The sequence below is a fragment of the Actinokineospora enzanensis DSM 44649 genome (assembly GCF_000374445.1).
Lineage (GTDB): Bacteria > Actinomycetota > Actinomycetes > Mycobacteriales > Pseudonocardiaceae > Actinokineospora > Actinokineospora enzanensis.
In genome coordinates this window covers 1-17,122 of record NZ_KB894406.1, presented here as the reverse complement: position 1 = coordinate 17,122, position 17,122 = coordinate 1, and the positions used below count along the sequence as shown (strand labels likewise).

The 17,122-nt window shown below is 70.7% G+C and carries 17 protein-coding genes; 10 read left to right on the top strand and 7 right to left on the bottom strand.

Going from position 1 to position 17,122, the window contains the following annotated elements; translation table 11 throughout:
* Positions 1-14: 14 nt before the first annotated feature.
* The 3 genes from C503_RS0106990 to hpaD are packed head-to-tail and all read right to left on the bottom strand — an operon-like array spanning position 15 to position 2,934.
* Positions 15-677, bottom strand: coding sequence for a GntR family transcriptional regulator (locus tag C503_RS0106990; RefSeq protein ID WP_018681471.1), 663 nt, complete (start codon positions 675-677; stop codon positions 15-17).
* On the bottom strand, positions 674-2,071 hold the full coding sequence (locus C503_RS0106985) for a fumarylacetoacetate hydrolase family protein (protein ID WP_018681470.1): 1,398 nt from the start codon (positions 2,069-2,071) through the stop codon (positions 674-676). The genes C503_RS0106990 and C503_RS0106985 overlap by 4 nt, the downstream gene beginning before the upstream one ends.
* Positions 2,068-2,934 carry a 3,4-dihydroxyphenylacetate 2,3-dioxygenase gene (gene hpaD / locus C503_RS0106980; protein WP_026316037.1) on the bottom strand — a complete coding sequence of 289 codons (867 nt, stop codon included), beginning with the start codon at positions 2,932-2,934 and terminating at the stop codon, positions 2,068-2,070. Before hpaD ends, C503_RS0106985 begins: the two co-directional genes overlap by 4 nt.
* 254 nt (positions 2,935-3,188) lie before the next feature.
* On the opposite strand from hpaD, the gene C503_RS0106975 reads away from it, so the two are divergent.
* From C503_RS0106975 to C503_RS0106945, 6 genes are all read left to right on the top strand, one after another.
* Entirely contained in the window at positions 3,189-4,157 is a 969-nt protein-coding gene (locus C503_RS0106975) for an AraC-like ligand-binding domain-containing protein (RefSeq protein WP_018681468.1), read from the top strand.
* An 84-nt stretch (positions 4,158-4,241) separates the two neighbouring features.
* Entirely contained in the window at positions 4,242-4,628 is a 387-nt protein-coding gene (locus C503_RS0106970) for a hypothetical protein (protein ID WP_018681467.1), read from the top strand.
* 15 nt (positions 4,629-4,643) lie between these two features.
* Positions 4,644-5,213 (top strand): DUF3558 domain-containing protein, encoded by a 570-nt coding sequence (locus tag C503_RS44360; RefSeq protein WP_084476846.1) that lies wholly within the window; start codon positions 4,644-4,646, stop codon positions 5,211-5,213.
* Between the two features lie 283 nt (positions 5,214-5,496).
* Entirely contained in the window at positions 5,497-6,948 is a 1,452-nt protein-coding gene (locus tag C503_RS0106955) for an aldehyde dehydrogenase family protein (RefSeq protein WP_018681464.1), read from the top strand.
* Complete coding sequence (locus C503_RS0106950) at positions 6,945-8,372, top strand: aldehyde dehydrogenase family protein (RefSeq protein WP_018681463.1); 1,428 nt, start codon at positions 6,945-6,947, stop codon at positions 8,370-8,372. The genes C503_RS0106955 and C503_RS0106950 overlap by 4 nt, the downstream gene beginning before the upstream one ends.
* Positions 8,373-8,588: 216 nt before the next feature.
* Positions 8,589-8,969: a hypothetical protein gene (locus tag C503_RS0106945; protein ID WP_156893040.1), complete on the top strand. Its 381-nt coding sequence runs from the start codon at positions 8,589-8,591 to the stop codon at positions 8,967-8,969.
* Between the two features lie 240 nt (positions 8,970-9,209).
* On the opposite strand, the gene C503_RS0106940 is transcribed toward C503_RS0106945, so the two are convergent.
* Positions 9,210-10,073 (bottom strand): helix-turn-helix domain-containing protein, encoded by an 864-nt coding sequence (locus C503_RS0106940; RefSeq protein ID WP_018681461.1) that lies wholly within the window; start codon positions 10,071-10,073, stop codon positions 9,210-9,212.
* Between C503_RS0106940 and C503_RS48825 the strand changes: the two genes are divergently transcribed.
* The 4 genes from C503_RS48825 (at position 9,993) to C503_RS0106925 (ending at position 12,720) form a co-directional block, all read left to right on the top strand.
* On the top strand, positions 9,993-10,598 hold the full coding sequence (locus C503_RS48825; RefSeq protein ID WP_425393507.1) for a DUF397 domain-containing protein: 606 nt from the start codon (positions 9,993-9,995) through the stop codon (positions 10,596-10,598). The genes C503_RS0106940 and C503_RS48825 overlap by 81 nt on opposite strands.
* Positions 10,599-10,702: 104 nt before the next feature.
* Positions 10,703-11,245, top strand: a complete 543-nt coding sequence (locus tag C503_RS0106935) for a dihydrofolate reductase family protein (RefSeq protein WP_018681460.1) — start codon at positions 10,703-10,705, stop codon at positions 11,243-11,245.
* A gap of 9 nt (positions 11,246-11,254) precedes the next feature.
* Positions 11,255-11,593, top strand: coding sequence for a YciI family protein (locus tag C503_RS0106930; RefSeq protein ID WP_018681459.1), 339 nt, complete (start codon positions 11,255-11,257; stop codon positions 11,591-11,593).
* Positions 11,593-12,720: an RNA polymerase sigma factor gene (locus tag C503_RS0106925; RefSeq protein ID WP_018681458.1), complete on the top strand. Its 1,128-nt coding sequence runs from the start codon at positions 11,593-11,595 to the stop codon at positions 12,718-12,720. Before C503_RS0106930 ends, C503_RS0106925 begins: the two co-directional genes overlap by 1 nt.
* 21 nt (positions 12,721-12,741) lie before the next feature.
* Here the strand turns inward: C503_RS0106925 and C503_RS0106920 are convergent, their stop codons facing one another.
* The 3 genes from C503_RS0106920 to C503_RS0106910 all read right to left on the bottom strand — a co-directional run bounded on the left by C503_RS0106920 (position 12,742) and on the right by C503_RS0106910 (position 17,065).
* Positions 12,742-13,770, bottom strand: a complete 1,029-nt coding sequence (locus tag C503_RS0106920) for a helix-turn-helix domain-containing protein (protein ID WP_018681457.1) — start codon at positions 13,768-13,770, stop codon at positions 12,742-12,744.
* Between the two features lie 148 nt (positions 13,771-13,918).
* The gene (locus tag C503_RS0106915; RefSeq protein WP_018681456.1) at positions 13,919-14,896 is read right to left on the bottom strand and encodes an alpha/beta hydrolase; all 978 of its coding nucleotides are present in this window, start codon (positions 14,894-14,896) and stop codon (positions 13,919-13,921) included.
* A complete protein-coding gene (locus tag C503_RS0106910) occupies positions 14,897-17,065 on the bottom strand; it encodes a N,N-dimethylformamidase beta subunit family domain-containing protein (RefSeq protein WP_018681455.1) in 2,169 nt (722 codons plus the stop codon). It abuts the gene before it with no gap.
* Positions 17,066-17,122 lie beyond the last annotated feature (57 nt).

The following is a 17,122-nucleotide window of genomic DNA, read 5'->3' as shown; positions in this document are numbered from 1 at the left end:
TCCAGGCTTGAGGTCTATGCCTTGTGGGAGGCGGTGGACACGGCGTTCACGGTGTTCAGCTTGTGCTGACGGGCGAAGGCCTCGACTTCGGCGGCGGGGGCTCCGGTGCGCAGCAGGCGTAAGAGCTCGTCGTGCTCGTCCACCGACTCGCGCGCCCGACCGGGGACCAGGCTGAACGTGGAGCGGCGCAGCACGTCCAGCAGGTTCCACTCGCGGGTGATCAGGTCCCGCAGGTGCGGGTTCGGGCACCCGCCGCACAGCAGCAGGTGGAACTCCCGGTTCAGCCGGGTGAACCCCAGCGGGTCGAACTCGGTCAGCGTCGAGCGCATCCGCTCGTTCAGCTTGACCGCGCGGGTCAGCAGCGCGGGCGTGATCCGGGAGGTGGCCATGGCGTGGCCCTCCAGCAGCGCCAGCGTGTGCATCGCGTGCCGGTACTGGTCCGGGTCGACACCCGCGACCTGGGCGCCGACGTTGCGCTCGAAGACCACCCAGCCCTCGGCCTCCAGCCGCCGCACCGCCTCGCGCACCGGGACGGCGGAGACGCCCAGGTCGCGGGCGATGCGGTCGAAGACCAGCCGGGTGCCGGGTCCGTACCAGCCGTCCACGATCCGCTGCTTGAGCGTCTCGTAGGCGTACTGGGTCTTGGACCGGCCCTCCAGCGCGGGCGCGGTGGTCACTCGCCGTCCCACTTCGCGTACTCGGCCTTCCAGCGCGGACCCATCGGGTACAGGCCGTCGACCGACTCGCCCTCGTCGACGCGGGCGAGGATGAACTTCTCCTGGCGCTCCATCTCCACCGCGTCGGCGGCGACCTCGTCCACGATGGCGGGCGGGATCAGGATGACGCCCTCGCCGTCGCCGACCAGCACGTCGCCGGGGCGGACCAGCACGCCCGCGCAGGCGATGTCGACGCCGATCTCCCACGGCACGTGCTTGCGGCCGAGGACGGCGGCGTGCGCGCCCGCGGAGTAGGTGGGGATCTCCAGGGAGCCGAACGACGGGCTGTCGCGCAGGCAGCCGTCGGTGACGATGCCGACGGCGCCACGCCGCGCGGCCCGCAGCGCGAGGATGTCGCCGATGGTGCCCGCGCCGTGCTCGTCACGGCAGTCGATGACCAGGATCTGGCCGGGGCCGACCGCCTCCACGGCGCGCTTCTGGGCGTTCATGCCGCCGCCGCGCTCGTCGAACATGTCCTCGCGCAGCGGCAGGTACCGCAGCGTGTGCGCGAGACCGACCATGCGCAGGTCGGGGCGGGCGGGGGCGAGACCGGTCAGGAAGGTGTGGTTCAGGCCGCGCTTGCGCAGCTGGCTGGACAGCGTGGCCGTGGACACCGACTTGAGGGCGGCCTCGGTCTCCGGCTTGATGGCGGGGACGTCGTTGCCGTAGGCGATGGCCTTGTCGGTCGTGGTGACCTGGGGGCGCGCGCCCGGCTTCGGCAGCTCGTCCTCGGCCTCGACGACCTTGTTGACGAGCCGCTCGGCGTCGCCCACGGCGACCTCGACGACATCGCCCGGGTTGACCACGGTGGCGCCGGTGGGGGTGCCGCAGAGGATGACGTCGCCCGGCTCCAGGGTGATGGTGCGGGACAGGTCCGCGATCAGGTAGCCGAAGTCGAACAGCAGGTCGTCGACCTTGGCCTCCTGGACCAGCACGCCGTTGACCCAGGTGCGCAGGGTCAGGTCGGCGGTGCGCGGGTCGACCAGGACGGAGCCGACGGGGGTGTAGCCGTCGGAGCCCTTGCTGCGCAGGTTGGAGCCGCGGTCGGCGTAGCGGAGATCGTGCACACCGAAGTCATTGGCCGCGGCGACGCCCTTGACGTAGTCCAAGGCCTCCGCGCGCTTCACATTCTTCGCCTGCTTGCCGATGACGATGGCGATCTCGCCCTCGAACGCGGAGAGGACGGTGCCCTTGGGTCGGATCAAGTCCTGACCGGTGGCCGACAGGGAGGACGGCGGCTTGAGGAAGTAGGACGGCTCGTCGGGGAACCGGCCCCGCTCGGCGGCCCGGCTGCGGTAGTTCAGGTGCACCGCGATGATCTTGGTCGGCTGGATGCCCAGCGGGTGCGCGCTCACGCCGGGACCGGGAAGTCGACGATGACCTGGCCGGTGCCGCTGCTCGGGAAGTAGTCGCAGAGCTGCTCGCCCTTGCCGGTGTAGTCCTTCCAGCCGAGCAGGCCGAACAGCATCGCGGTGTCGGCCATGGCGGCCTCGCCGGTGCAGCGCTCGTTGTAGGTGGGCAGGGTCTCCAGGAAGTCCGCGATACGGCCCTCGCGCCACTGGTCGAGCACGATCCGGTCGGCCTGCTCGTTGAACGGGTTGGAGATCGTGTTCAGGTACTGCGAGGAGATCTCGTTGGTGGGGAACTGGTGCGACAGCGAGCCGCTGGCCAGGAACGCCACCTTGCGGTCCGAGCGCTTGATGGCCCGGAGCATCGCCTCGCCGACGCGGCGGTTCTCGTCGATCGTGGAGTAGATATTGCACCCGATCGGGAGTACCGCGATCGGTGCGGCGCCCTCGGTGTTCTCGGGGCGGTTCATGAAGTGCATCGGGACCAGGGTGGCGTACTCCAGACCCAGGTCCTTGACGTCGTGGACCAGCGCCTTCTGCCCACCGGCGTTGATCTCCTCGCCGATCAGCCTGGCGAGGTCGGGGGCACCCTCGTAGTCGTACTCCAGGTCCTGGATGAAGTGCGGCAGCTCGTGCGAGGCGTAGCTGCCGTGATGCCGCTCCTTGCCGTTGAGGTGGAAGCTCATGCTGTTCATCCAGTGCGAGTCCGCGACGAGGAAGGTGTCCGCGCCGCGTTCCCGCGCCCGGTTGCCCACCTCGGCCAACCCCAGCTCCGCGGGCCTGCGGATGCCGTGGTTCTTGCCAGGCTGGATGGACAGCCAGATCGACGGCACGTGCGTGATCTTCGCGGCCAGGACCAGCTCACCCATGGTGACCTCCTCCTCGGGAATCATGTAGCGGATCGCATATGATTCTGACTCCGGCGGCGGCCAACACCGCCGATGGGAACAGGTGTACCCACTCCGGACGTTAGTTGATTGGCAGGCTGTGCACAGAGGTTGACCCGGAGCGCATCGACAACGTTGCGGGTAGGACTCGGTGCAGGGCGAGCTATTGACGCGAGCGGGACCCGGGTAACAGTGTTCCCAGTCACGCAGTGTCACTCTGGCAAGGAGGTCAGGCGTTGACGTACTCGGTGACGACGGCGGGCGCGCCCGCGGCGCAGCAGTTCGACCTGTGGGAGTCGGCCGTGTCGCAGACGTTCGTGCCGTTGGAAGCCGCGCCGGGCGAGCGCACGGCCGCGTTCCGTGGCCGCCTGCGCGGCCAGAACCTGGGCAGTGTGGCGGTGTACGAGGCCACCGCGGACGCTCACACGGTACGTCGTACGCAACGCGCCATCGCCCGTGCGAACCCGGAGCTGTACAAGCTGGGGTTACAGCTGCACGGATCGGCCCGACTCTCCCAGGACGGGCGACAGGCCGCGCTCGACCCCGGCGACTTCGCCATCTACGACACGACCCGGCCCTACACGTTGGCCTTCGACGACGTGTCGTCCACTTTGGTCCTGATGTTCCCGCGCGACATGCTGTGCCTGCCGTCGGGGCATGTGGAGCAATTGACCGCCACGCGGTTCAGCGGCGGGTCCGGGGTCAGCGGGATCGTCAGCTCGATCCTGGTGCAGCTGGCCCGGAACCTGGACGACCCGCAGGTCTACGGGAGCGTCCGACTGGCACGCAACGTGGTCGACCTGCTGGGCACCGCGCTGGCCGACCGGGTCGACTACGCGAACGTACCTGCGGAGTCCTCTCGCGGGGCCTTGCTGGTGAAGATCAAGTCTTATGTGGAGACCCACCTCAACGACCCGGCCCTGAGCCCGACCGAGATCGCCGCCGCCCACCACATCTCCACCCGCTACCTGCACAAACTCTTCAGCGACGCGGGCGTGACGGTGTCCGGTTGGATCCGGCAGCGGCGGTTGGAGAGGTGTGGGCAGGATCTGGCGGACCCGAGCAAGCAGCAACTGGCCATCGGCGCCATCGGCGCGCGCTGGGGCCTGGTCGACGCCTCGTACCTCAGCCGCGCCTTCAAGACCGAGTACGGCCTCAGCCCCAGCGAGTACCGCCAGCGCAGCGCCACCCACCGCACCGACTGACACTCCCCCGACCTGGGGGTTCCCGGGATCCCCGGACATCGGCCGACCCCGCCGATAGGATGGTGGGGACTCGGGGAGGTTGACGTGTACATCGACGAAGGCCGCGGCCCCACCGGAGCCGTGGGCACCGGCATGGCCGACTTCCTGCAGGCTGCCCAGAGCGGCAGCTTCGCCGTCAACGAACAGGGTGGTCAAGCCCTCCTCACCGCCATCCGCAACATGATCGACTGGATCGACGAGAACCAGGCGGGGTGGCGTTTGCTCGCCCAGCAGCCGCGACTGGGGTCGACCAACAACGCCGAGGTCCTGAAACCGTTCATGGTGCAGGTGGCGTCCGACAGCCAGGGGTTCGTCACGCAGATGATGGCGATGCGCGAGTCCCTGGGCAAGGCGCAGGACGCGATCCGGATCGCCATGGCGAACTACAAGCACACCGACAGCGACGCCGCCGACTCGCTCAAGACTCACTAGGACACCACACACACCATGCGCGTGATCACTGGTGCGACCGTCGCCGTCCTCCTCACCGCGGCCGTGGCCGCTTGCTCGACCTCCACGCCCGGTTCGCCCACTGAACAGCCGAACCCGCAGCCCACCACCGGCGCGGGCACCACCGGTACATCGACGCGTACGACGAAGACCACGACCCCGAAGAGCCCGTTAGCCGGACTCGATCCGTGCAAGATGCTCAACGATTCCGACAGGTCCCGACTGGGCCTCTCGGAGAGCGGCGCGCCCGTGAAGGCGAATTCGTATCGAGGGTGCCAATGGAAATTGCGCGGCACCGACTACACCACCCTTTTCGATGTGGCCTTCTTCGAGAACTTCGGCGTACGGGAAATCCCCGACTACAACGACCTGAAGGACCTCCCGCCCATCGGCGGCCGCACCACTGTGCAGGTCACTGGACTGGGCGCGAAGAACTGCGCCGTGACCATGGAGGTCACGGCCAAGTCCGCCGTGTCCGTGGTCGCGACGACCGGGGTCGACGAGGCCAAGGCCTGCGAGACCGCGCACACGCTGGCCACGTTGGTGGAGCCGAAGCTGCCTCGTTGAACCGGAACGTCGCCTGAGCTTCGGATGACCTCCTCGGTCGACCCGCGCTGATCAACGAGACTCGGGAACCCGGCGACAGTACGGTGTGGCTGTTGTCGGGTGTTTGTGCTGTCCGTCTCCTCGTGACTGCTTGTAGTGACCATGATCGGTCCGATCATCGGGTGGCTGTCCCCGGTCGGGCACGCCCGGTCAATGGCCATGCGCTGACAGGCAATCACGGAGGGGTGGGAGGGGCTGACACTTGCTTGCGCGTTCGTCCAGTGGCGGCAAGGAAGGGGAGCCGATGCGCACCGAGAGTCTGTACATCGACGGGGAGTGGGTTCGGCCGGTCGGTGCGGGTGAGTTCACCAGTCTCGACCCGGCGAGCGGGGAGCCCATTGCCACGTTGGTGGACGCGGGTGCGGCCGAGGTCGACGCTGCGGTCGGGGCGGCGCGGGCGGCGCTCGATGGGTGGGCGAAGGTGCCCGCGACCGAGAAGGCGACCATTCTGTGGCGGATCGCCGATCTGTTGGAGGCGAACCAGGACGAACTGGCGGCGCTTGAGACTCGGGATCAGGGGCAGCCGCTGGGGATTGCCAAGGCGGTCAGTGTCACCGGGGCGATCGAGCATTTCCGGTACTTCGCCGGGTGGACCACCAAGATCGACGGGGCGGTTCGGCGGGTCTCGTTCCCCGAGACGTTGCAGTTCGACCAGCGGGTTCCGGTGGGTGTGTGTGCGCTGATCGCGCCGTGGAACTTCCCGTTGATGATCATGGTGTGGAAGTTGGCGCCCGCGTTGGCGTGCGGGAACACCGTGGTGTTGAAGCCTGCGGAGCAGACCTCGTTGAGTGCGGCGTACCTGGTGCGGCTCTGTGAGCAGGCCGGGGTGCCGAAGGGTGTGGTCAACCTGATCACCGGTGGGCCCGAGGCCGGTAAGGCGCTCGTGCGGCACCCGGGGGTCGACAAGGTCTCGTTCACCGGGTCGACCGCGGTGGGCAAGGACATCGTGGCGGCGTCGGCGCACGACCTGAAGCGGGTCACGCTGGAGCTGGGTGGCAAGACCCCGACCGTGATCGCGCGGGACGCGGACATCGACGCTGCCGTGGCCGGGTCGGTCATGGGCGGTCTGCTCAACAGCGGTCAGGTGTGCGCCGCCTACACGCGGCTCTACGTCGACTCGTCCCGGGTGGACGAGTTCGCCACCAAGCTGGGCAAGGCCGTGGACGCGCTCAAGCTCGGTCCCGGTCTCGCCGAGGACACCCAGATGGGGCCGCTGGTGACCGCGGAGCACCTGGCGCACGTCGACCGGTACGTGCGCGGTGGCGTGGACGCGGGGGCGCAGCTGGTGGCCGGTGGGTCGCGGGCCGACGGCGAGCTGGCGGCGGGCAACTTCTACCGGCCGACGGTGTTCGCCGGGGTGGCCGACGACATGGCGATCGTGCGCGAGGAGATCTTCGGGCCGGTGCTGACCGTGCTCGACTACGACGACGAGGACGAGCTGCTCGCCCGCGTCAACGACTCCCCCTACGGGCTGGGTGCCGCGGTCTGGACCAACGACGTGCGCACCGCGTACCGGCTCACCGAGGGCATCCGCGCCGGGGCCGTGTTCGTGAACATGCCCTGCATCCCGGACGCCGTCGCGCCGTGGGGCGGGTTCAAGTCCAGCGGCCACGGCCGCGAGATGGGCCCGTACGCGATCGAGGCCTACACCGAGATCAAGGGTGTCTGGATGCACTACGGACAGGTAGGCCAGTGACGATCCCGTACTGGGTCGCGGGCAAGCCCCGCACCTCGGACTCCCCGGTGACCGTGCGCAGTCCCTATGACGCCGCGGTCGCCGGGGTCACCAGCAACGCCACCGCCGCCGACATCGAGGAGGCGGTGGCCGCGGCCGTCGCCGTCCGCGACGAGGTGGCGGCGCTGCCCGCGCATGTGCGGGCGGACGCGCTCGACCATGTGTCGCGGCGGCTGGAGGAGCGGCTGGAGGAAGTGGCGGCGCTGATCACCGCCGAGTCCGGCAAGCCGATCAGCTGGGCGCGGATCGAGGTGCAGCGCGCGGTCGGTACGTTCCGGTGGGGTGCCGAGGAGGCCCGGCGATTCTCCGGCTCGGTGCAGCGGCTGGACACCGACCAGGGCGCGGAGAACCGGGTCGCGCTGGTCCGGCAGGTGCCGCGCGGGCCGGTGCTGGGCATCACCCCGTTCAACTTCCCGGTGAACCTGGTCGCGCACAAGCTGGCCCCGGCCATCGCCGCGGCCTGCCCGATCATCATCAAGCCCGCGCCCGCCACTCCCCTCTCGGCGCTGCTGCTGGGCGAGCTGCTGGCCGAGACCGACCTGCCCGCGGGCTCCTGGTCGGTGCTGCCGATGACCAACGAACAGATCGCCGAGCTGGCGCCGGACCCGCGGCTGCCGGTCATCTCGTTCACCGGCTCGGACGCGGTGGGCTGGCGGATCAACGACGCCAACCCGCGCAAGCACGTGCTGCTTGAGCTGGGTGGCAACGCCCCGGTCATCGTGTGCCCGGACTGGCACGACATCGATGACGCGGCGCAGCGCGTCGCGACGTTCGGGACGCACCAGGCCGGGCAGTCGTGCGTGTCGGTGCAGCGGGTCTACGTGCACGCGGACGTCTACGAGAAGTTCGTGCCCGCGCTGGTCTCGCACGTGCGCTCGCTCGGCACCGGTAACCCGGCCGACGAGGACACGCACGTCGGGCCGCTGATCAACGGGGACGCCGCGCGGCGCATCACCGACTGGGTCACCGACGCGGTCACCCGCGGCGCGACGCTGCTGACCGGCGGCCGCGGCGACGGCAACACGCTGGAGCCGGTCGTGCTGGCGGACGTGCCCGAGACGTGTGCCGTGGTGACCGAGGAGGTCTTCGGGCCGGTCATCGTGGTGCAGAAGGTGACCTCGGTGGACGAGGCGATCGCGTCGGCGAACACCTCCCGGTACGGGTTGCAGGCCGGTGTGTTCACCCACGACCTGCGGGTCGCCGCGCACGCGACGGCGAAGCTGCAGGTCGGCGGCGTGGTGATCGGCGACGTGCCGACCTACCGGGCCGACCAGATGCCGTACGGCGGGGTCAAGGACTCCGGCGTGGGGCGCGAGGGCGTGCTGTCGGCGATGCTCGACCTGACCGAGCCGAAGGTCATGGTGCTGACCGAGTTCGTGGCGTGACCCGTCCCGGCGGCCGTGTCCACACACGGCCGCCGGGATGATTTCATCCGTTCCGGTGACGACAGCATGGCCCGTTTGCTGGGGCCCGCCCGCTATGCTTGGCAGAAATCAGACCAGTTCGCCGACCAGGGTGGCCTGGGCGGCGGATATGGATCATGATGCGGGGGACCCGATGCCGATCAAGACTGGTGTGCGCTGACGACCATGCGTGATGTGATGAGCGCGAGGCGCCCGGCCGTGGTGCTCGGGCACCTGGTCTTCGGGATCGCCGCCGGGTTCGTCGCGCTGGCGAGCGGCATCCTCACCGCGGACGCGGTCGCCGGGACACCCGTGTCGTCCTTTCTCCCGTTCGTGGTTGCGGTGGCGGTCGCCATCGGGGCAGGCTGGTTCGCCGGGACACTGCGGCAGCGGTCGCGGCTCCTGCTGGCGTGGGCGGCCAACCGGGCGCTACTTGCGCCGTCGACTCCAGTACAGCTTCGCGGTGGTGGCCACACCACCGAGCCCAGTCACGCCTGCGAGCGCCCACGGCTCGCCGGCGAGCTTGTCCGGGACCTTGAGCGCCATGATGATGACGAGCGCCGGCACGGCGAGGGCTAGCACGAGCAACGTGAGGAGAACGACCCACGACTTCCGGGTCTTCGACTCCACCATGGCGCGAGCGAGGTCGATGTACTGCTGGAGGACACCACTTCTCGGGGTGTACTCCGCCTCTTGCGGTGCCCGTGCCGGCTTTGTCTTCTCGGCGGGTGGACCGGGATCAGGAGTGGGTGGGTTGGCAGTGCTCTCGCCCATGGGGCCATGCTCCGTTTGACCTAGGATTCCGGACGACGACGCGGATCACGACTCCCCCAGTATTCGCAGCTGTTCGGTGATGAGGTCGCGCGTTTCCGCTTCCGACAGCGCAGGCTCCAGCACCTGTTGCCACTTCCGTTCGTGATCGCTCACCAGGTCGGTGTCGTCCCCCGCGAAGAAGTCGCGGTCGGCCTGTTCCAGGTAGAGCACGGTTTCCCTGGGCATCGGCGGGTCGTCCGCCAGGTCGAGCAGGATGAACGCGCCCTCCAGGCCGAAATGCCAGCCACGGGCGAACGGGATCACCCGGATCCGGACTCGCGCGTCCCGCGCCAACAGCGATTCCAGCTGTTCGCGCATGACCTCGCGGCCGCCGACCACCCGGCGGATGGCGCTCTCGTCGATCACCACGGTCAGCTCCGGACCGCCGTCCTCCACCAGGCGCCGTCTGCGTTCGACCCGGGCCTCGACGGCCAGGTCGAGCTGGGCGTCGCTGAAGTACGGGCGGAGCTGCTCGCGCGCGTAGCCCGCGGTCTGCAATGGACCGGGGATGTGCACGGGGTTGACCTGCCGGATCCGGGCACAGGCCGACTCGTAGCCGAGGACCTTGCGCACGGACGGGGTCAGCACGTCGCGGTAGGGCTCGTACCAGGGGATGCCGCGGCCCGCGCGGGCGGCTTCCAGGTGCGGGTCGACCTGCGTCGGGTCGGTGATCCCGTAGTGCCCGAGCAGGGCGCGCACGTCGGTGACCGACACGCCGTGCGTCCCGGCCTCGATCCGGAGCACCTTGGACAGCGACCATTCCATCGCGGCCGCCACCTCCTGCTGGGTGTGGTCGAGCTCCTCGCGGAGCGCGCGGAGGCGACGACCGCCGAGCCTGCGGACGACCCAGGGATCCCGGGTGAGAGTCAAGGTCGAGTCCTCCTTCCGTGCCGCTGCCCACACCGAACGTGTGGCACTCGGCAGCGTGACACACGTCAGTTTGCAGGCCGCAGTGGGTGCCGCGAAAAGTACCACGCACTCAGCGTGGAGTACTGGCGGTGCGCCTCCGGGGCCGTCACCCCACCGATAGGACACACCGAAACCGAGGAGCTACCAAGCGTAGCGAGGGTCCACCTTGCCGCGCGCGGGCTAGCCCTTTCGGGAAATGCGGCCACCCGTGCAGCGGATTCGTCGCCGGGAAGGGTTCGGAACAATCGGCTGGCATGGCTCCGATCGGCGAGAACGGGACGAGGGGTATTGGTGGCAGGCGCGGAATCCGTCAGTTGGCGGAAAGGTAGTCACTGCGAGTCCGGGAAGTGCGTGGAGCTTTCGACATTCGGGGTCCGGGACTCGAAGAATCCGATACGAATACTGGGCGCGCCCACCGGCGCGGTATTCCGGCTGGTCGACTTCACCCGCCGCACGATGCGGGCACGGGACGGCGGACCGGATTAGCCGGTAGCGGCCGACGAGAGCCCGTCAGGTGTGATCGGGGACACATCAATCGGGTGTCCCCGATCGTCCGGGCCGTTCGTTCCGTGGTGTCGGAAGGAGTCGCCATGGGGCGCGTTGTGGTCATCGAGTTCGTGACGGTGGACGGGGTGGTCGAGGACCCGGATGGGCGGGGTGGGACGCCGTGGGGCGGGTGGGCGTTCCGGCACGGGCCCGACTCGGTGGCGGGTGACAAGTTCGCGCTCGGGCCGCTGATGGACGACGGGGTGCTGCTGCTCGGACGGGTCACGTGGGAGTTGTTCGCGGGCGTCTGGCCGGGCCGGGACGACGACTTCTCGCGGCGGATGAACGGGATGGACAAGCTGGTGGTGTCCCGTTCGGACGTGGACATCACCCGGTGGGTGAACTCGGCGCAGGTCAAGGGCGATCTGGTCGACGCGGTGAAAGCAGAGTCCCGGGACATCGTGATCGCGGGCAGTGTCGGGATCGTCGAGCAGCTGCGGGACCTGGTGGACGAGTACCGGCTGCTGGTGTTCCCCAGCGTCGCCGGGCAGGGGCGGCGGTTGTTCGCCGACGCGGCGCCCGACCTGGAGCTGGTGCGGGCCGAGCAGGTGGGGCAGGCTGTGCGGTCGGTGTACCTGCGGAAATGAGGTAGGGAATTGCGGTACGCGCTGCTGATCAACGAGCGGGTCGGCGCCTATGCCGACCTGGACGCGGCGGAGCGGGCCGCGATCACCGCGGAGTACGTGGCGTTCCTGGCCGACGAGCGGGTCCTGTCGGCCGAACGGCTGGCCCAGGCCGACACGGCCGCGACGGTGCGGCTGCGGGACGGCGAACGGCTCGTCATCGACGGGCCGTTCGCCGACACCAAGGAGATCCTGGGCGGTTTCTACCTGGTCGACGTGCCGGACCTGGCGGCCGCGCTGGAGCTGGCGGGCCGGTTCCCGGCCGTGCGGCTCGGCGGCAGCGTGGAGGTCCGGGCGGTGGTGACGCACTGATGGATGTCGAGGCCGTTTTCCGGGCGGAGTGGCCTCGGGTGCTGGCGTCGTTGGCGAAAACGCTCGGGAACGCGGATCTCGCCGAGGAGGCGGCGCAGGAGGCATTCGCCATCGCGGCCGGGCGGTGGGAACGCGAAGGGGTGCCGGAGAACCCGCGCGGGTGGTTGGTGGTGACCGGGCGGAACCGGGCCGTCGACCGGCTGCGGCGGGAAAAGGTGCTGGCGGAGAAAATCCGGTCGTGGCGGCCTGCGGAGGTCGTGCCGTACGAGCAGCTGGACCTGATGCTGATGTGCTGCCACCCGGTGCTGCCGGTGGAGTCGCAGGTGGCGTTGACGTTGCGGTCGCTGGGCGGGCTGTCCACGGCCGAGGTCGCGCGGGCGTTCCTGGTCGCCGAGGAGACCATGAAGCGGCGGCTGTCCCGGGCTCGGGCGCGGATCCGCGTGGAAGGGCTGGCCGGGGCCGATCCCGTCACCCGGCTGCCCGGGGTGTTCGCCGTGCTCTACCTGATCTTCAACCAGGGCTATGGGGACGGGCGGGTCGAGCTCTCCGCCGAGGCGATCCACCTGGCGCGGACGCTGTGCGGGGTGGTGGACGGCCCGGAGGCGGCCGCGTTGCTGGCGTTGATGCTGCTGCACGACTCGCGGAAGCGGGCGCGGGTCCGGGACGGCGTGTTCGTGCCCCTCGACGAACAGGACCGCGAGCTGTGGGACTCGGCGGAGATCGAGGAAGGCCGGGCGTTGCTGGACACGGCGCTGCGGCGGGGAGCGCGCGGGGTCTACGCGGTGCAGGCGGCGATCGCCGCGGCGCAGACGGATCCGGTGATCGACTGGGGCGCGGTCGCCACGCTGTACGCGCGGCTGGGCGAGTTGACCGGCTCGCCGGTGGTGGAGCTGAACCGGGCCGTCGCGGTGGCGGAGCTGTCCGGGCCCGAGGCGGGCCTGGCCGTGTTGGACGGGCTCGACCTGGACGGGTACCGCTACTTCCACTCGACCCGCGGCGACTTCCTGCGCAGGCTGGGGGATCTCCCGCGCGCCGCGGCCGAGTACCGGCGGGCGCTGGACCTCAGCGTGGTCGAGGCGGAACGGGGATTCCTGTCGCGACGGTTGCGGGAAGTCGGCGGTTCCTGACCAGTGCCCCGAACCCGGGGTTCACGGCCACTGCGGGTCGGCGCCCCGGGTCAGCCGGTGCAGGTCGCCGACGCCGCCGGTGGGGTGCGGGCGGATGATGCCCGCGCGCGCGGCCACGCCCGCCGCCTCGCCCCTGGACTGGCAGTCGAGCTTGCCCAGCAGGCGTTCCACGTAGGTCTCCACGGTGCGGCGGCTGACGACGAGGCTCTCGGCGATCGCCTGGTTGCTCAGGCCCGCGACGATCCCGGTGGCCACGTCCACCTCGCGGGCGGTGAGGCCCATGGCGTTGGCGTACGGGGCGGTGGCGAGGATGATCCCGCTGCGCACGCCGTCCGTGATCTTCAGCAGCCGGACCCGGTACCAGCCGTCCGGGCCGGGCCAGAGGAAGGCGACCATGCCCGCGGACAGCTCGTTGAAGGCCGCGCCCAGCAGGTTGATCGTCGGGTCGTCGACCAACGGGGAGGGATCCCGGTCGCCCAACGGCAACGGCGTGCCGCCGGGGACCAGCCTGCTGGCCGTCCACTCCGGACCGAACCAGGCCTCGAAGCGGGGCGAGCGCATCGGGTCGACGCGTCGGGCCAGCACCTTCTCCAGCTCGTTGACGAACGTACGGGTCCGCTCGCCGAAGGAGCCCGCCACCGAGGCGTTGAGGTGCAGCATGCCGACGATCCGGTGCGGGCCGAGCCGCAAGGCGGCCGAGAGACCGTCCTCCAGGCCCGCCGGGCGCAGGTTCTCTTGGTAGTGCGGGGAATCCCGGAAGTTGTGCGGGGCGTCGTCCATCAGCAACGGCACGGTCGAGTCGAACAGCTGGCCGCCCCAGCGGGTGCGCGGCAGCTCGTAGGCCAGGTCCTGCGAGATGGACCGGCTGTAGCCGCGCTCGGCGAGGATGACGAAGCGGTGGGCCACCGGGTCCCAGCCGGTGATCTGGGCGGCGCAGGTGTCCGGGACGGTGCCGACCAGGGCGTCGAAGACCTCGTCCCACTCGACCTCGGAACTGCTGCCCAGGGCGGCCCCGATCCGCACCGCGGAGGCCACCATCGACGGGTCCATCGTCCCCTCCTCGCCCACGTAAGCCAGGAGAACTTACGAGGGGCGCGCGGAAGCGGGCAATAGGACCGGCACGAAAAGCACCCGCGGCGCACCACAGGAGTGCGCTGCGGGTCAACGGTCGTTCCCGCGCGATCAATGATCGCGACGGTCAGTGACCGGTCGTGTCCACTGCGTCGGCGGCGGGCTCCAGTCCGGCGGTGAACGCCTTGCGCAGCGAGTTGACGGCGCGCTGGTGGGCGATGCCGGAGATGCTGAGCTGGTCGACCAGGAGGGCGAAGAAGCCGTGGATCTGGCCGTGGTAGCGCACCAGTTCGGTGGGGACACCGGCGTCCATCAGCCGGTGGGCGTACTCCTCGCCCTCGTCGCGCAGGACGTCGTACTCGGCGGTCATGACCAGGGCCGGGGGTAAGTCGGACAGGTCGGGCGCGGCGAGCGGGTTCAGGTACGGGTTGTCCAGGTCGGACTTGTCCCTGGCGTACTGCTCGAAGAACCACTCCATGCTCGACCTGGTCAGGAAGTGGCCGGTGGCGAAGTCCAGGTAGGACGGCCGGTCGTCCGGTGGGGCGATCACCGGACAGGCCATGACCTGCAGCAGCGGCTGCCGACCACCCCGGTCCTTGATCATCAGACAGCCGACCGCGGCCAGGTTCGCGCCGGCGCTCTCCCCCGCCACGGCCACCCGCTCGGTGTCGATGCCCAGCTCGGCGCCATGCTCCTGCACCCAGGTGATCGCGGCGTAGGCGTCGTCGGCGGCGGCCGGGAACGGGTGCTCCGGGGCCAGCCGGTAGTCCACCGACACCACCACGGTCTCCGCCTCGCGGCACAGGGTGCGGCAGGCGGCCTCGTTCTCGACCAGCGAGCCGATGACCCAACCGCCGCCGTGGAACCAGACCAGGCCAGGGAACGGGCCCTCGCCGGTCGGCTCGTACACCCGCACGACCAGCTCGCCTGCCGGGCCGGGGATGGTGCGTTCGTGGACGCGGCCGACCGGCTCCAGGTTGTCCGGCATGGTCCAGCTCGCGGCGAAGGTGGCCCGCATCTCCGCGGCCGGGACGCCCTCGGGGATCAGACCGCCTGCGGCGTCGGTGGCCGCGATGACGGCCCGCGCCTCGGGGTGCAGTGGCATCTAGCGCTCCTTTCCATACCGATCGGAGCTGAACGAGCGCAGGACGGCCGCGGTGAGCCGGGACACGTCGTTGGCATCCCCGCGGTGCGACAGCGCCGCACACCAGCCGATCGACCCGACGGCGAACACGGTGCCGCCGCCGGGGGTGTCCAGAAGGGTCAGATCAGACCGGCGGTGGTCCACCGGGTCGGACAGGGGGTGCGGCGTGGTCGGGCCGGTGTCGGCCGACATGTAGGCCTCGCCGAGCAGGGCCCGACCGATCAGCCGGATACCGGGCGGGCTGCCCAGCAGCGGGTTGATCCCGTCGGTCTCGAACGAGGACGCGCCGCCGAGCAGGGCGCCGAACGCGCCGAGCGGCTCGCCCCGGTCGATGCCCTGCAGCAGGGCGTCGATCTCGGCGTCGCCGGTCTTGGCGAGGATGTCGTACGGGCCGCCGGTGGTCAGGCCCGCGGCGGTGGTGCCGATGCCGAACAGGCGGTGCGGCGAGCGGCCGCGCTCGGACCACAGTCCGCCGGGCTCGCCGGTGCAGGCCAGGGTCAGCTCGCCGGGCTCGCTCTCCCACATGCGCACGCCCGCGTAGCCGCGGCGCAGCTCGGCGATGTGCGGCTTGCGCGGGTGCACGGCGGTCACCCAGTAGGCGCCGTTGCCGCCGAGGTAGGCGAGCGCGCCGCCGCCGTGCAGGTGCCCGGTGACCGCGTCGAGCATGGTGCCGGTCCAGTACTCGGGGTGGCTGCCGGTGAACACGCCCCGGTAGCCCGCCAGGGCCGCCGCGCCCTCGCGGTGCAGGTCGTGGTCGGTGATGATGTCGAAGTGGATGCCCTGGCGGCCCAGCCAGCCGACCAGGTGCAGGTCCTCGCTGTACTGGTGCGGGCCGCTCGCGTGCCGGAAGACGTGGTCGTCGCGCATGCCAAGCAGCGGGCGGTGCAGGGACGCGGTGGCCGCGCCGCTGCCGTCGCTGTGCCGGTCGTAGAGGCTGTGCAGCTGGTTGGCGCGGGCGAACGGGGCGGCGACCTCGGCCGGGTCCTCTGGCAGGAACGGCATGTACACGTGTTCCAGCGCGTACGCGAGGTAGCTCAGCGTCGGCACCAGGAACGCCAGCGGGGCCTTGGTGGCGCCCTCGGCGGGGCGCACGAAGAACGGCAGCCGGTCGACGCCCGCGGCCGAGGCCAGCTCGACGGCGTAGCAGCCGGTGGGCAGGTCGTCGGGCAGGTCGACGGACAGCACCGGGTCCCAGCCCGCGTCGTGCAGGTCACTGGCGTGGAAGTGCACGGCGCCGTAGCCGGTGTCGGCGAACCGCCAGTCCAGCACGTCGCCGGACCAGTCGTGCGCGGTGACGCCGCGCAGCGGTCCGTTGTGCAGCGTGCCGTGCCTGCCGTCGACCAGGTCGAGCAGCTGGTCGCCGCCGATGTCCTGGGCCAGGTCCCACTGCGCGGCGGCACCGCGGTGCCAGGCGCCGGTGGTGTCCGCGGCCAGCTCGGCCACCTGGGCGGCGTCCAGCGCGCGGTCGAACAGGCAGGGGGCGCTGAGCTTGCCGTCGTGGTTGTCCACGATCACGCCGTCGACCCGGCGGGCGGCGAACACCAGCGAGGTGTCGGCGGTGCCCAGGGTGCCGCGCGGCGGCGCGACCACGACCGTGGACGCCTTCTCCTCGGCCAGCGGGTCGCCGGGGCGTACCTCCAGCCGGGCGCCGCGCTCGGAGTACGAGCCGGTGAGCAGGTACCAGCGGCGGGCGTACACCGGCGCGGAGGCGGTCACGGTGACCGCGCCGTCGTCGGTGTGCGCGACGAACTCCGGCCTGCCCCGCTCGTCCAGGCCGAGCTCGGCAACGCCCGCCTGGGTGAGCAGGCCCTCCCGGCCCTGGCCGGGACGGGTCGGCCACACCCACACCGCGAACGTGGTCGCCCCGGCGAACGCGGGCGGGTCGGCCACCTCGCCGTAGGACCCGTGGTCCAGGTCGCGGTGCGGCACGGTGATCCGCTCCGGCAGGTCGGCGGCGACCGGCACCCGGACGGGCGCGGTGCCGTCGTGGTCGATCAGCAGCAGCCGCACCCGCACGTCCGGCTCCGTGGAGCTGGCGTGCACGGTGATCCGCTCCCCCGGCCGGGCCGAGAGGCGGTCGGTGTAGCCCACGACGGGGGCGTGGGTGTGGTCGACCGGGCGACGGGTCACGCCGGGTACATCCCTTCTCGGGCGGGCGGGTGGGCTGGTGAATCAGGGCGGGTGGGC

What these genes read in the sequence shown, in the direction of transcription:
- hpaD (WP_026316037.1), bottom strand. Translation starts at nt 2,934, where the DNA reads ATGGGTGAGCTGGTCCTGGCCGCGAAGATCACGCACGTGCCGTCGATC.
- C503_RS44360 (WP_084476846.1), top strand. Translation starts at nt 4,644, where the DNA reads ATGCGCGTGATCACTGGTGCGACCGTCGCCGTCCTCCTCACCGCGGCC.
- C503_RS0106955 (WP_018681464.1), top strand. Translation starts at nt 5,497, where the DNA reads ATGCGCACCGAGAGTCTGTACATCGACGGGGAGTGGGTTCGGCCGGTC.
- C503_RS0106945 (WP_156893040.1), top strand. Translation starts at nt 8,589, where the DNA reads ATGAGCGCGAGGCGCCCGGCCGTGGTGCTCGGGCACCTGGTCTTCGGG.
- C503_RS0106935 (WP_018681460.1), top strand. Translation starts at nt 10,703, where the DNA reads ATGGGGCGCGTTGTGGTCATCGAGTTCGTGACGGTGGACGGGGTGGTC.
- C503_RS0106925 (WP_018681458.1), top strand. Translation starts at nt 11,593, where the DNA reads ATGGATGTCGAGGCCGTTTTCCGGGCGGAGTGGCCTCGGGTGCTGGCG.
- C503_RS0106920 (WP_018681457.1), bottom strand. Translation starts at nt 13,770, where the DNA reads ATGGACCCGTCGATGGTGGCCTCCGCGGTGCGGATCGGGGCCGCCCTG.
- C503_RS0106915 (WP_018681456.1), bottom strand. Translation starts at nt 14,896, where the DNA reads ATGCCACTGCACCCCGAGGCGCGGGCCGTCATCGCGGCCACCGACGCC.